This is a genomic window from Noviherbaspirillum sp. UKPF54 (assembly GCF_007874125.1).
Lineage (GTDB): Bacteria > Pseudomonadota > Gammaproteobacteria > Burkholderiales > Burkholderiaceae_D > Noviherbaspirillum.
Genome location: NZ_CP040128.1, coordinates 2416816 through 2430286, shown reverse-complemented (window position 1 = coordinate 2430286; position 13471 = coordinate 2416816). Strand labels below are relative to the sequence as shown.

Annotated in this window: 11 protein-coding genes; 7 read left to right on the top strand and 4 right to left on the bottom strand. The window is 61.5% G+C overall.

Annotated elements, in window-relative coordinates; all coding sequences use genetic code 11:
* Window position 1: 1 nt before the first annotated feature.
* A complete protein-coding gene (locus tag FAY22_RS11205; RefSeq protein WP_146330278.1) occupies window positions 2-460 on the bottom strand; it encodes a rhodanese-like domain-containing protein in 459 nt (152 codons plus the stop codon).
* 402 nt (window positions 461-862) lie between these two features.
* Here FAY22_RS11205 and glnA point away from each other — a divergent pair, with 402 nt between their 5' ends.
* From glnA to ntrC, 4 genes are all read left to right on the top strand, one after another.
* Window positions 863-2278, top strand: coding sequence for a type I glutamate--ammonia ligase (glnA, locus tag FAY22_RS11200; RefSeq protein WP_146330277.1), 1416 nt, complete (start codon window positions 863-865; stop codon window positions 2276-2278).
* 158 nt (window positions 2279-2436) lie between these two features.
* A complete protein-coding gene (locus FAY22_RS11195; RefSeq protein ID WP_146330276.1) occupies window positions 2437-2928 on the top strand; it encodes a DUF4124 domain-containing protein in 492 nt (163 codons plus the stop codon).
* A 62-nt stretch (window positions 2929-2990) separates the two neighbouring features.
* Window positions 2991-4064: a nitrogen regulation protein NR(II) gene (gene glnL, locus FAY22_RS11190; protein ID WP_146330275.1), complete on the top strand. Its 1074-nt coding sequence runs from the start codon at window positions 2991-2993 to the stop codon at window positions 4062-4064.
* A 47-nt stretch (window positions 4065-4111) separates the two neighbouring features.
* Window positions 4112-5653, top strand: coding sequence for a nitrogen regulation protein NR(I) (ntrC, locus tag FAY22_RS11185; protein ID WP_146330274.1), 1542 nt, complete (start codon window positions 4112-4114; stop codon window positions 5651-5653).
* A gap of 60 nt (window positions 5654-5713) precedes the next feature.
* Here the strand turns inward: ntrC and FAY22_RS11180 are convergent, their stop codons facing one another.
* The 3 genes from FAY22_RS11180 to prpR form a co-directional block, all read right to left on the bottom strand.
* Window positions 5714-5905, bottom strand: a complete 192-nt coding sequence (locus tag FAY22_RS11180) for a DUF1289 domain-containing protein (protein WP_146330273.1) — start codon at window positions 5903-5905, stop codon at window positions 5714-5716.
* Between the two features lie 71 nt (window positions 5906-5976).
* Window positions 5977-6720 carry a 1-acyl-sn-glycerol-3-phosphate acyltransferase gene (locus FAY22_RS11175; RefSeq protein ID WP_146330272.1) on the bottom strand — a complete coding sequence of 248 codons (744 nt, stop codon included), beginning with the start codon at window positions 6718-6720 and terminating at the stop codon, window positions 5977-5979.
* 126 nt (window positions 6721-6846) lie between these two features.
* Window positions 6847-8448 (bottom strand): propionate catabolism operon regulatory protein PrpR, encoded by a 1602-nt coding sequence (gene prpR, locus FAY22_RS11170; protein ID WP_146330271.1) that lies wholly within the window; start codon window positions 8446-8448, stop codon window positions 6847-6849.
* 220 nt (window positions 8449-8668) lie between these two features.
* Between prpR and prpB the strand changes: the two genes are divergently transcribed.
* The 3 genes from prpB (at window position 8669) to acnD (ending at window position 13401) form a co-directional block, all read left to right on the top strand.
* Window positions 8669-9559, top strand: a complete 891-nt coding sequence (gene prpB, locus FAY22_RS11165) for a methylisocitrate lyase (RefSeq protein WP_146330270.1) — start codon at window positions 8669-8671, stop codon at window positions 9557-9559.
* A gap of 18 nt (window positions 9560-9577) precedes the next feature.
* On the top strand, window positions 9578-10729 hold the full coding sequence (gene prpC / locus FAY22_RS11160; protein ID WP_146330269.1) for a 2-methylcitrate synthase: 1152 nt from the start codon (window positions 9578-9580) through the stop codon (window positions 10727-10729).
* A 68-nt stretch (window positions 10730-10797) separates the two neighbouring features.
* A complete protein-coding gene (acnD, locus tag FAY22_RS11155; RefSeq protein WP_146330268.1) occupies window positions 10798-13401 on the top strand; it encodes a Fe/S-dependent 2-methylisocitrate dehydratase AcnD in 2604 nt (867 codons plus the stop codon).
* Window positions 13402-13471 lie beyond the last annotated feature (70 nt).

Below are 13471 nucleotides of genomic sequence, written 5' to 3'. Positions count from 1 at the left end.
CTCAGGCCCCCAGCCACGGCAGGCCGGCTTTGCACCAGCCGCCGACGGTTTTGCGATGGCCGTCGGCGTCCTTGTCGCCTTCAAACCCCTCGAGAATGTCGAAGCAGTTGGCGTAGCCATGTTCGGTCGCCAGCTTTGCCGCATGCCGCGAGCGCACGCCCGAGCGGCATAGGAACAGCAGCACGTCGTCTTTGCCCGCCACCTGCTCCAGTTGCTTCAGGAATTCGGGATTCGGCGTACCTGCCGGGTAGAGGTTCCATTGCACGGCGGCGTGCTGGGGATCGGGGATGGCAACACGCCCGACCCAGTCGCGTTCGGCGTTGGTGCGCACGTCCACCAGCTTGGCGGTCGGGTCTTGCCGCAGAAGGGTATAGGCCTCCTGCGGCGTGACCGCGCCCGCATAGGACAGCTGGCGCTCTTGCCCGCGTTGCCGGGCCGTTGAAAGAATCTGATTGGTCATGGCAGCCTGCATCAAGTGAAGTCTTCTGTATTTTATCTTTTAGATTATATTGATTCGGAAGGCCTGTCAGACATCCCTAGATTGGTGCAAAAACACATCTTTGCTGCAAAAATGCACCAACATAGTGCTAACACTAATTTTTGCACCAAATTGGTGTTTCTCGAGGGGCGGATTTTCAGGCAAAAGTATTTCATTTGCTCATTATTTCTAATAATTTGTGCGTTTTATGACATTGGGCAAGACTTGCTTTTTTAGAAGATGGTGGCATGGAATCTGCTATCATCTCCGGCTGAGTTTAGGCTGCACTTCTGCCCTTGGCGTCCGATACGCTGACGGGATACCGAGCGGACTCACAACCGATTCAATAAAACCCATACCACTTTGCTCATTTAGGAGATTCGCATGGCAATGACGGCCGCAGATGTCTTGAAGATGTCGAAAGAGAACGAAGTCAAATTCGTTGATTTCCGTTTTACCGACACCCGAGGCAAGGAACAGCACGTAACTGTTCCGGCTTCTCACTTCGATATGGACAAGTTTGAGTCTGGCCATGCCTTCGACGGTTCCTCGATCGCTGGCTGGAAGGGGATCGAGGCTTCCGACATGATTCTGATGCCGGACCCGAATACCGCCAACATCGATCCGTTCATGGAAGAGACCACGCTGTTCATGCAGTGCGACGTGATCGAACCGTCCGACGGCAAGGGCTACGACCGCGACCCGCGCTCGATCGCCAAGCGCGCCGAAGCCTACCTGAAGTCTTCCGGCCTGGGCGACACCGCCTACTTCGGCCCGGAACCCGAATTCTTCATCTTCGACAACGTGCGCTGGAAGATCGACATGTCCGGCTGCTTCGTCAAGATCGGCTCGGAAGAAGCATCCTGGAGCACCGGCAAGGAACTCGAAGGCGGCAATACCGGCCACCGTCCGACCATCAAGGGCGGCTACTTCCCGGTTCCGCCGGTTGACAGCTTCCAGGACATGCGTTCGGAAATGTCCCTGATCCTCGAAGCGATGGGCATTCCGGTTGAGGTGCATCACCACGAAGTGGCAGGCGCCGGCCAGAACGAGCTCGGCACCAAGTTCTCCACGCTGGTGCAACGCGCCGACTGGACCCAGAACCTGAAGTATGTGATCTGGAACGTTGCCCACACCTATGGCAAGACCGCGACCTTCATGCCGAAGCCGCTGGTCGGCGATAACGGTTCGGGTATGCACGTGCACCAGTCTGTCTGGAAGGATGGCAAGAACCTGTTCGCAGGCGACGGCTATGCCGGCCTGTCCGAGTTCGCGCTGTACTACATCGGCGGCATCATCAAGCATGCACGTGCGCTGAACGCGATCACCAATCCAGGCACCAACTCGTACAAGCGCCTGGTGCCGGGCTTCGAAGCGCCGGTGAAGCTGGCTTATTCCGCCAAGAACCGTTCCGCTTCGATCCGCATTCCGCACGTCGCCAATCCGAAGGGCCGCCGCGTCGAAGCGCGCTTCCCGGATCCGCTGGCCAACCCGTACCTGTGCTTCTCGGCTCTGCTGATGGCCGGTCTGGACGGCGTGCAGAACAAGATCCATCCGGGCGAGGCAGCGTCGAAAGACCTGTATCACCTGCCGCCGGAAGAAGATGCGAAGATCCCGACCGTATGCTCCTCGCTGGATCAGGCGCTCGAGTACCTGGACAAGGACCGCGAGTTCCTGACCCGCGGCGGCGTGTTCAGCGACACCATGATCGACGCTTACATCGAGCTGAAGATGCAGGAAGTGCAGCGCTTCCGCATGACGACGCACCCGATCGAGTTCGACATGTACTACTCGCTGTAAGACGCATTCGCCGGCTGGCGATGAAAGCGGGGAAAACTGCGGTTTTCCCCGCTTTTTTATTTGTAACGAGTTGAAACATCGCCGTGGCATGTGTTTGTATCGTCTTGATTCTTATCCTAAACTAATAGGCGCTTCTGGTGTTTCCAAAAAGAAAGATTATGAAAAAGCAATTAGTGGGGTTGCTCCTGCTCGGTGCCGCCGCAGGCTATGCGCATGCTCAGAATGAGGTGTATCTATGCGTGGACGAGCATGGCAAGAAGGAATACAAGAACACCGGATTGACCAAGGGGTGCAAGAAGGTCGACCTGCCCGGGATTACGATGATTCCGGCGCCGCCCAAGCGGACGGCGGCCCAGAATCCGCCCGCCAGGGCGGCGGCGAGTTCGCCGTCCGATTTCCCGAAGGTGGACGGCGACACGCAAAAGGCGCGCGATAACGACCGCAAGCAAATCCTGCTCGACGAGATGAAAAGCGAAGAGCAGAAGCTGGCGAACCTGAAGAAGGAATTCAACAACGGGGAGCCCGAGCGACGCGGCGACGAGCGCAACTATGCAAAATACCAGGAACGCGTCGGGGCGATGAAGGAAGACATCGGCCGCACCGAAAAGAATATCGAAGCGTTGAGGCGCGAGATCGGTAACTTAAAATAGGGCAGGTATGACGCTTGCATGAAGGCCGCGTGATGCGGCCTTTATTTTTATTCGGGATCATCTTGAAGACATCCGTTACCTCGCTCGACGGCCTCGACCTGCTTTCGTCGGCGGTGCTTATCCTCGATGCGCATTACCGCATCGCCTATGCGAATGCTGCCGCGGAAAATCTGCTGGAGACGTCGATCAAGACGCTTATGCAGCAAACGCTGGGGGACTTGTTTTTGAACGCCGGCCAGCTTGACCCGGTGCTGAGGCAGGCGGTTGAGCACCAGTTTGCCGACAAGCGCCAAGATCTGGCGCTCGAACGCGTCGGGCGCGAGCCGCTGCACGTGCACATGATTGTGACCGCGCTCGACCTGCGCGACATGCCGGTGCTGATCGAGTTGCGCGAAAACGTGCAGCAGCTCAAGCAGGACCGCGAGGAGCGTCTGCTCGACCAGAGCCAGGCCAACAAGGAGCTGATCCGCAACCTGGCGCATGAAATCAAGAATCCGCTGGGCGGCATTCGCGGCGCGGCGCAGTTGCTGGAATTCGAGCTGCCGGAGCGCCACTTGAAGGAGCTGCGCGAATACACGCAAGTGATCATCAAGGAGGCCGACCGCCTGCAGACCTTGGTCGACCGCCTGCTGGCGCCTCACAAGCGGCCGCATATCGTGGGCGACGTGAATGTCCACGAAGTGTGCGAGCGCGTTCGCAGTCTGATCCTGGCCGAATTCCCGAACGGACTGACGATCAAGCGCGACTACGACTTGTCGGTGCCCGAATTCCGGGGCGACAAGGAGCAGCTGATCCAGGCGGTGCTGAACATCATGCACAACGCGGCGCAGGCTTTGTCCGCACAGATCAAAAGCGGCGATGCGCAGATCACGATCCAGACCCGTATCGCGCGCCAGGTGACGCTCGCGAAGGTCCGCTACAGGCTGGCATTAGATTTGCATATCATCGACAATGGACCGGGCATCCCGCCCGACATCCGCGACCGCATCTTTTATCCGCTCGTCTCCGGGCGGGATGGCGGCAGCGGACTGGGGCTGACCCTCGCGCAGACGTTCGTGCAGCAGCACATGGGCGTGATCGAATGCGAGAGCCGGCCGGGATGCACCGACTTCAGGATCTTGATACCGCTGCCTTGACAGCACGGCTTTAACCAACGCATACGACGCGGGACGCTGAATAAAACATGAAGCCAATCTGGATTGTTGACGACGACGAATCGATTCGCTGGGTGCTGGAAAAGGCACTCGCCCGCGAAAACCTCGCCACCAAGAGCTTTGCCAATGCGCGCGATGCGATGGACGCGCTCCAGACCAGCGTGCCCCAGGTGCTGGTGTCGGACATCCGCATGCCGGGCGAATCCGGGCTGGAGTTGCTGCAGGCGGTCAAGGCCAAGCACCCCGGCCTGCCGGTCATCGTGATCACCGCGTTCTCCGACCTCGACTCGGCGGTGGCCGCGTTCCAGGGCGGCGCCTTCGAGTATCTCGCCAAGCCGTTCGACATCGACAAGGCGGTCGAGCTGATCCGGCGCGCGCTGGAAGAAAGCCTGCGCGAATCGGATGTCGAGCAGACCGCCGCCGACACGCCGGAAATCCTCGGCCAGGCACCGGCGATGCAGGACGTGTTCCGCGCCATCGGCCGCCTGTCGCAATCGAACGTCACGGTGCTCATCACCGGCGAATCCGGCACCGGCAAGGAGCTGGTGGCGCGCGCGCTGCACAAGCACAGCCCGCGCGCGACGCAGCCTTATATCGCGTTGAACACGGCGGCGATCCCCAAGGATCTGCTCGAATCGGAATTGTTCGGCCACGAGCGCGGCGCCTTCACCGGCGCGCAGGCGATGCGGCGCGGCCGATTCGAGCAGGCCGAAAACGGCACGCTGTTCCTCGACGAGATCGGCGACATGCCGTTCGACCTGCAGACGCGCCTGCTGCGCGTGCTGTCGGACGGGCACTTCTACCGCGTCGGCGGGCATCAGCCGCTCAAGGCCAATGTGCGCGTGATCGCGGCGACCCATCAGAACCTGGAACAGCGCGTCAAGGAAGGGCTGTTCCGCGAGGACTTGTATCACCGGCTGAACGTGATTCGCTTGCGCCTGCCCAGTTTGAGGGAGCGGCGCGAGGATATACCGCTCTTGACGCGCCACTTTTTGGCGCAGAGCGCCAAACAATTGGGCGTCGAGGCCAAGCGCATGTCCGATAGCGCGATGCAATTCCTGAGCGGACTGGATTTGCCAGGCAATGTGCGGCAGCTGGAAAACCTGTGCAACTGGATTACCGTGATGGCACCGGGGCAGACGGTCGAGGTGAAGGATCTACCGCAGGAGCTCACGCATGGCCAGGAATTCGTGCCGCAGGCAACGGGCGCGTCGCCGGCGGCCCCGGCGCAGCCGCAGGTGTTCGTCGCACCGCCAGAGACGAGCAGCCTTGCCGTACCGAACGGCGGTGGCCTGATGCCTTCGGCGGCGGCAGGGGCCTCGGGTAACGGCGCCGCGGAAAAATCCGGCTGGATCGCCCTGCTCGAATCCGAAGCCGCGCACATGCTCGCCGCCGGGCAGCCGGAAGTGATGGACGCGCTGGGGCGCCAATTCGAATCCGCGCTGATCAAGACCGCATTGAAGCATACGCACGGACGCAAGAACGACGCGGCGATCCGTCTCGGGATCGGGCGCAACACGATCACGCGCAAGATCCATGAACTCGGGATCGACGGCGCCAAGGACGATTGATTCCCGCTGTGCCGAATGCGGCACGTGGGCACGGCTAACCTGTTTGCGGGTTTGCCGGGCTCAGGAATTGCGGCGCGGGTAACCCTGCGCCGTGATCCTGGTCCATACCCGCTCCTTTTCCTCTTGCGTCATGAACACCCAGTTCGCGACTTCGGCAACCGTGCGTCCGCAGCCACGGCAGACATCGTCGAAAGTGGTTGAGCAAACGGCAACGCAAGGCGTATCGGGGCGGGAAGACGGAGGTTTCTGCATGGTGTGCAATGATAGGCCAAACGCCGGATGGCCGCCATCCGGCGTTGCAGCGGCGCGAATCCGCCGGACGATCATTCCAGGTATTGCTCGTTCCAGCGCTGGTACAGCGCATAAGCCGCCTGCTTCATCGCATGCTTGTCCGGATAGGCTTTGGGTTCTAGCGGATCGTAGACATAGTAGTTGGCGCGGTTGTTCCGGGTCTTCATCATGTGCCAGATCTTGTCCGGCAGCGTGTAGGGCGGCTGCCACTCGAAGTCGTCCTGCGCCTCGTAATGCAGGAACACCGGCAGGATCGGCACGCCGGTGCGCATCGATACCTCGAAAGCGCCGGACTTGAATTCCTCGAACAGGCGCCGTCCCTTGCAGCCGCCTTCCGGGTAGAGCGCGATGTTGCGGCCGGCGTTGACGGCGTCCACCATGGCCTGGATCGCCTGCCGGCGCGAGGCGGGATCGTCGCGGTCGACATAGAGCGTGCCAGCGGCCCTGGTGATGCGTCCGACGACAAACCAGTCCTGCACCTGCACCTTGGCCAACGACACCACGTCGAACAGCGCCGGGATGCCGATGTCCTCGAAGGCGGCCGGATGGTTGGCGATCAGGATGAACCGCTCGGGCAGGTGTTTGCGGTTTTTCTGGTGCAGCCGCAGGTCGACATCGATGGCGCGCACGAAGGCGCGGCACCATGCATGGAACATGCGCGCCACCGGATGCCTGCCGCGCCACGGCAGCCAGGACAGCACGACCATCAGCGCGGTAAACAGGATGAAATCGATCCAGCCGACGAGTTTTCGCAGCAGGCGCAGCAGCAGTAGCATTCGGCTTGTCCCCAAAAGGAAGTGCAATACGGTGATGGGCGCACATTCCTGGCGCGCCAGATCATTATTGCTTCAGAGGATTTGTTGGGCAAGCAGTAACGATGCCGGCGCGCCACGGCGGCGTCGTTACTGCTTGCGCGCGAGCTTGCGCCACAAGGTGGTGCGGCTGATGCCGAGGTGTTTTGCGGCCGCTTCGCGATTGCCGTTGAAGCGCGTCAGCACCTGCTCGATCGATTCAGGCGGCTCTTGCGGGGCGGGGGGGCTTGCCTGCTGTGGCCCTGCCGCCGCCAACTCAGGCGCTATTGCCGCGACAAAGCCCGGCGAGAGCGCCTGCAGCGGTTCGGCGGCAAGGAATAGCGCGACGCGCTCCATCATGTTGCGCAGTTCGCGCACGTTGCCGGGCCAGGTGTAGGATGACAGGAGCGGCATGCAGGCCACGATTTCCGCGTGCAGGTTGGCATGCGGGCGCACCCCGAGCGAGGCCAGCGCGTTTTTCAGGCACCATTCGGCCAGCGCCACCAAATCCTCGGCGCGCTGGCGCAGCGCCGGCAAGCCAAGGCGCAGCACGCACAGGCGGTAAAACAGGTCGGCGCGAAAGCGCCCGTCCTTGACGCGCTGGTCCAGGTCGCAGTGGGTGGCGCTGATGACGCGCACATTCACGGGGATGGGGCGGGTGCCGCCGACGCGCACCACTTCGCGCTCTTCCAGCACGCGTAGCAGGCGCGTTTGCAGCTGCAGCGGCATTTCGCCGATTTCATCGAGGAACAGTGTGCCGCGGTTTGCTGCTTCGAACAGGCCGGCGCGCCCGCCGCGGCGCGAGCCTGTGAATGCGCCTTCTTCGTAGCCGAACAGTTCGGATTCCAGCAGCGACTCGGCCACCGCGCCGCAATTGATCGCGACGAAGGGCTGGCGCGAACGCTGGCTTTCGCGGTGGATCGCCTGCGCGGCCAGCTCCTTTCCCGTGCCGGTTTCGCCCTGGATTAATACCGTTGCCGGTGACTTCGCGAACAGTTCGATCGAGTGCCGCACCGCCTGCATGGGGGGGGAATCGCCGCGCAAGTCGTTCAGCCCGTGCCTGGCGCGCAGCGTGTCGAAGGGTGAATGGCTGCGGCCGGATCCGGATTCAAGCTGGGTGAAGCGCGCGATCTCCAGCGCATCGTCGAAGGCCTGGCGGATCGACGCGGCGGAGTACACGAATACCCCGGCCAGTCCCGCTTCCTCGACCAGGTCGGTTATCAGGCCGGCACCGACGATGGCCTTGATGCCGGCGGCTTTGAGCTCGCTGATCTGGGCGCGCGCATCCTCCGCCGTGACATAGGTGCGCTGCGCGATCTGCAGGCCGAAGGTCGCCTGGAAATCGGCCAGTTCCGGCATGGTCTGCTGGTAAGTGATCAGCCCGATGTCCGGCGTGATCTTGCGTGCGCGCGCCAGCGCCTGCATCACGTCGAAGCCGCTGGCCTTGGCTGTCACCACCGGCAGCGACAGCCGGCTCTTCAGGTAGGCGGCGTTCGAGCCGGCGGCAATCACCGCGTCGCAGCGCTCCGTGGCCATGCGCTCCCGGATATGAAGCACCGCGTCCTCGAAGCCGAGGCTGATCGGCTCGATTACCGCGCGGCCGTCATATTCCGGCGTGATGGCACGAAACAGGTCGCGCAGGCGCGAAATGGCGACAGTCCAGATGACCGGCTTGTCGTCAGGCGCAGCAAGGGGAGGGGAAGGTTCGCGCATGTTTCATGTTGCGTTTCAATGTTTCAAGTGTAACGCAGTTTGAAACATTTTGGGGTGGGGTGGATGTTTTCGCTATCCGGGATGGAGAGTGTAAGCCACTGAAAAAAAAGAAAATCTAGGGGCGAGCGGAAGTGGAGAATGATCTCATTACCAATTGGCACGGCGATTGCACTAGGAGACCCAGCTTCTCTCAATGAAACAGTCCAGACAAGGTGACGACATGAGTCTCTATTCCGCAGGTGCCGCTTTCCGCAAGGCCGTCAAAGAAGAATCTCCGCTGCAGGTGATCGGCGCGATCAATGCCAATCATGCATTGCTGGCCAAGCGCGCCGGCTACCGCGCGATCTACCTGTCCGGCGGCGGTGTGGCCGCCGGTTCGCTCGGCTTGCCCGACCTTGGCATTTCCAACCTGGACGACGTGCTCACAGACGTGCGCCGCATCACCGACGTGTGCGATCTGCCGCTGCTGGTGGACGTCGATACCGGCTTCGGTTCCTCCGCGTTCAATGTGGCACGTACCGTGAAGTCGATGATCAAGTTCGGCGCGGCCGCGATCCATATCGAAGACCAGGTCGGCGCCAAGCGCTGCGGCCATCGTCCGAACAAGGAAATCGTGAGCAAGCAGGAAATGGTCGACCGCATCAAGGCAGCGGTCGATGCGCGTACCGACGAAAATTTCGTGATCATGGCGCGCACCGATGCGCTCGCCGTCGAAGGCCTGGAAGCGGCGCTGGACCGCGCGCAAGCTTGCGTGGAAGCAGGCGCCGACATGATTTTCCCCGAAGCGATTACCCAGCTCGACATGTACAAGACCTTCGCTGACGCGGTGAAGGTGCCGGTGTTGGCGAACATTACCGAGTTCGGCGCAACACCGCTGTACACCGTCGAGGAACTCAAGAGCGTGGACGTCGGCCTGGTGCTGTATCCGTTGTCGGCCTTCCGTGCCATGAACAAGGCCGCCGAAAACGTCTATAACGCGATCCGCCGTGACGGCACGCAAAAGAATGTGGTCGATACCATGCAGACGCGCATGGAGCTGTACGATCGCATCAACTACCATGAGTTCGAGCAAAAACTGGATGCGCTGTTTGCGCAACAAAAATCGAAATAAATCTTTCAGGAGATATTGATGAGCGAACAACAAGCAGGCTTCAAACCGAAGAAATCCGTTGCCCTGTCCGGCGTGACAGCCGGTAACACCGCGCTGTGCACCGTCGGCCGTACCGGCAACGATCTGCACTACCGCGGCTACGACATCCTCGATATCGCCGACGAATGCGAATTCGAAGAGATCGCGCACCTGCTGGTGCATGGCAAGCTGCCGACCGCCGCCGAGCTGCGCGCGTACAAGGCCAAGCTGAAGGCGTTGCGCGGCCTGCCCGCGAACGTGAAGGCCGCGCTCGAATGGCTGCCGGCCTCGTCGCACCCGATGGACGTGATGCGCACCGGCGTGTCCGCGCTGGGCTGCGTGCTGCCGGAGAAGGATGATCACAACACGCCGGGCGCGCGCGACATCGCCGATCGCCTGATGGCGTCGCTCGGTTCCATGCTGCTGTACTGGTATCACTACAGCCATAACGGCAACCGCATCGAAGTCGAAACCGACGATGAGTCGATCGGCGCGCACTTCCTGCACCTGCTGCACGGCGAGAAGCCGTCGGCGCTGTGGGAAAAGGCAATGCATACGTCGCTGATCCTGTACGCGGAGCACGAGTTCAACGCATCGACTTTTACAGGACGCGTGATTGCCGGCACCGGTTCCGACATGTATTCCGCCATTACCGGCGCGATCGGCGCGCTGCGCGGCCCCAAGCACGGCGGTGCCAATGAAGTCGCGTTCGAGATCCAGAAGCGCTACGACAACCCGGACGAGGCGGAAGCCGATATCCGCAAGCGCGTCGAGAACAAGGAAGTGGTGATCGGCTTCGGCCATCCGGTGTACACCGTGTCCGACCCGCGCAACAAGGTAATCAAGGAAGTCTCGCGCAAGCTGTCGAAGGAAGCAGGCTCGATGAAGATGTTCGACATCGCCGAGCGCCTCGAAACCGTGATGTGGGAAATCAAGAAGATGTTCCCGAACCTCGACTGGTTCTCCGCCGTGTCGTACCACATGATGGGCGTGCCGACCGCGATGTTCACGCCGCTGTTCGTGATCGCGCGTACTTCGGGCTGGGCAGCGCACATCATCGAGCAGCGCATCGACAACAAGATCATCCGTCCGAGCGCCAACTACGTTGGCCCGGAAGACCTGAAGTTTGTCCCGATCAGCAAGCGCAAGTAAAGCCGGGAGCCTGTGATGATTGCATCACAGGCTTTTCTCCTTGACGCCACCCTTTTTTTTACCGAGCCATGAACACCGCATACCGCAAACCCCTGCCGGGCACCCAACTGGATTATTTCGACGCGCGTGCAGCGGTCGAGGCGATCCAGCCGGGCGCCTGGGAAAAGCTCCCCTATACTTCCCGCGTGCATGCCGAGAACCTTGTGCGCCGCTGCGACCCCGCGATCCTCACCGAATGCCTGAAACAGATCATCGAGGTCAAGCGCGAGCGCGACTTCCCGTGGTTTCCGGCGCGCGTGGTGTGCCACGACATCCTCGGCCAGACTGCGCTGGTGGACTTGGCCGGCCTGCGCGACGCGATTGCCGACCAGGGCGGCGATCCCGCCAAGGTCAACCCGGTCGTTCCGGTGCAGCTGATCGTCGACCACTCGCTGGCGGTCGAATGTGGCGGCTTCGACCCGCAAGCGTTCGAGAAAAATCGCGCGATCGAAGATCGCCGCAATGAAGATCGTTTCCACTTCATCGAGTGGACCAAGGACGCGTTCAAGAACGTGGACGTGATCCCGGCGGGTAACGGCATCATGCACCAGATTAATCTGGAGAAGATGTCGCCGGTCATTCACGCAATCGATGGCGTGGCCTACCCAGATACCTGCGTCGGCACTGACAGCCACACGCCGCACGTCGATGCGCTCGGCGTAATCGCGGTGGGCGTGGGCGGCCTCGAAGCCGAAAACGTGATGCTGGGCCGCGCATCCTGGATGCGCCTGCCGGAAATCGTCGGCGTGGAGCTGTCGGGCAAGCGACAGCCTGGCATCACTGCGACCGATATCGTGCTGGCCTTGACCGAATTCCTGCGCAAGTCGAAAGTGGTTGGCGCCTATCTCGAGTTCTACGGCGACGGCGCTTCCTCGCTGACACTGGGCGACCGTGCAACGATTTCCAACATGGCACCGGAATATGGCGCCACCGCCGCGCTGTTCTCCATCGACCAGCAGACGCTCGATTACCTGACGCTTACCGGCCGCTCTGCAGAACAAGTGAAACTGGTCGAGACCTATGCGAAGGAAGCGGGCCTGTGGTCTGACACGCTGAAGAATGCGAAGTACGAGCGTGTACTGAAATTTGATCTTTCCAGCGTCGTGCGCAACATGGCTGGCCCGTCCAACCCGCATGCGCGCGTGGCGACCACCGATCTGGCAGCCAAGGGCATCGCCGGCAAGTGGCAGGAAGTCCCAGGCCAGATGCCGGACGGCGCCGTGATCATTGCAGCGATTACCAGCTGCACCAACACCTCCAACCCGCGCAACGTGATTGCCGCCGCACTGTTGGCGCGCAACGCCAACCGCCTGGGCCTGACCCGCAAGCCGTGGGTGAAGACATCGCTCGCGCCGGGATCGAAGGCGGTGGAGCTCTACCTGGAAGAGGCGGGACTGAAGGAAGAGCTGGAAAAGCTCGGCTTCGGCATCGTCGCTTTTGCCTGCACCACCTGCAACGGCATGTCCGGCGCACTGGATCCGAAGATTCAGCAGGAAATCATCGACCGTGATTTGTACGCGACTGCTGTCCTGTCCGGTAACCGCAACTTCGACGGCCGTATCCACCCGTATGCAAAACAGGCTTTCCTGGCTTCGCCGCCGCTGGTCGTCGCGTATGCAATCGCCGGCACGGTGCGTTTCGACATCGAGCGCGATTCGTTCGGCACCGATGCAAACGGCAAGCCGGTCACGTTGAAGGACCTGTGGCCGTCGGATGAAGAGATCGACGCGATCGTCAAATCCAGCGTGAAGCCGGAGATGTTCAACAAGGTGTACATCCCGATGTTCGACCAGCGTGCAGCGTCGTCTGCCTCGGTGAGCCCGTTGTATAACTGGCGTCCGATGTCGACCTACATCCGCCGTCCGCCATACTGGGAAGGCGCGCTGGCAGGCGAGCGCACGCTCAAGGGCATGCGTCCGCTGGCTGTTCTGCCCGACAACATCACGACCGACCACCTGTCGCCGTCCAATGCGATCCTGGCAGATTCCGCTGCTGGTGAATACCTCGCCAAGATGGGCCTGCCGGAGGAGGACTTCAACTCCTACGCCACGCACCGTGGCGACCACCTCACCGCGCAGCGCGCGACGTTCGCCAATCCGACGCTGAAGAACGAGATGGTGCGCGACGCCGACGGCAAGGTGAAGCCGGGTTCGCTTGCGCGCGTCGAACCGGAAGGCAAGGTGATGCGCATGTGGGAAGCGATCGAAACCTACATGGGGCGCAAGCAGCCGCTATGCATCATCGCCGGTGCCGACTACGGACAGGGTTCGTCGCGCGACTGGGCAGCCAAGGGCGTGCGCCTGGCGGGCGTGGAAGCGATCGTGGCCGAAGGCTTCGAGCGCATCCATCGTACCAACCTGATCGGCATGGGCGTGTTGCCGCTGGAGTTCAAGCCGGGCACCAATCGCAATACGCTCGCCATCGACGGTACCGAAACCTTTGACGTGATCGGTGAGCGCAAGCCGCGCGCCGACCTGACGCTCGTCATCACTCGCAAGAACGGCGAGCGCGTGGAAGTGCCGGTGACCTGTCGTCTCGATACGGCCGAAGAGGTGTCGATCTACGAAGCGGGCGGCGTGCTGCAGCGTTTTGCGCAGGACTTCCTCGCATCGTCGTCGGCCAAGGCTGCCTAACAGCCTCTTTTGGTTCTTTTTGCTTCTCCCCCACAAGGGGAGTGTCAGGGAGGGGATGGGTTTTGTCATT

Excerpts from the sequence above, each read along its gene's own strand:
- glnA (WP_146330277.1), top strand. The coding sequence starts at position 863 with ATGGCAATGACGGCCGCAGATGTCTTGAAGATGTCGAAAGAGAACGAA.
- FAY22_RS11180 (WP_146330273.1), bottom strand. The coding sequence starts at position 5,905 with ATGCAGAAACCTCCGTCTTCCCGCCCCGATACGCCTTGCGTTGCCGTT.
- FAY22_RS11175 (WP_146330272.1), bottom strand. The coding sequence starts at position 6,720 with ATGCTACTGCTGCTGCGCCTGCTGCGAAAACTCGTCGGCTGGATCGAT.
- prpB (WP_146330270.1), top strand. The coding sequence starts at position 8,669 with ATGAGTCTCTATTCCGCAGGTGCCGCTTTCCGCAAGGCCGTCAAAGAA.
- ntrC (WP_146330274.1), top strand. The coding sequence starts at position 4,112 with ATGAAGCCAATCTGGATTGTTGACGACGACGAATCGATTCGCTGGGTG.
- acnD (WP_146330268.1), top strand. The coding sequence starts at position 10,798 with ATGAACACCGCATACCGCAAACCCCTGCCGGGCACCCAACTGGATTAT.
- FAY22_RS11195 (WP_146330276.1), top strand. The coding sequence starts at position 2,437 with ATGAAAAAGCAATTAGTGGGGTTGCTCCTGCTCGGTGCCGCCGCAGGC.
- prpR (WP_146330271.1), bottom strand. The coding sequence starts at position 8,448 with ATGCGCGAACCTTCCCCTCCCCTTGCTGCGCCTGACGACAAGCCGGTC.
- prpC (WP_146330269.1), top strand. The coding sequence starts at position 9,578 with ATGAGCGAACAACAAGCAGGCTTCAAACCGAAGAAATCCGTTGCCCTG.
- FAY22_RS11205 (WP_146330278.1), bottom strand. The coding sequence starts at position 460 with ATGACCAATCAGATTCTTTCAACGGCCCGGCAACGCGGGCAAGAGCGC.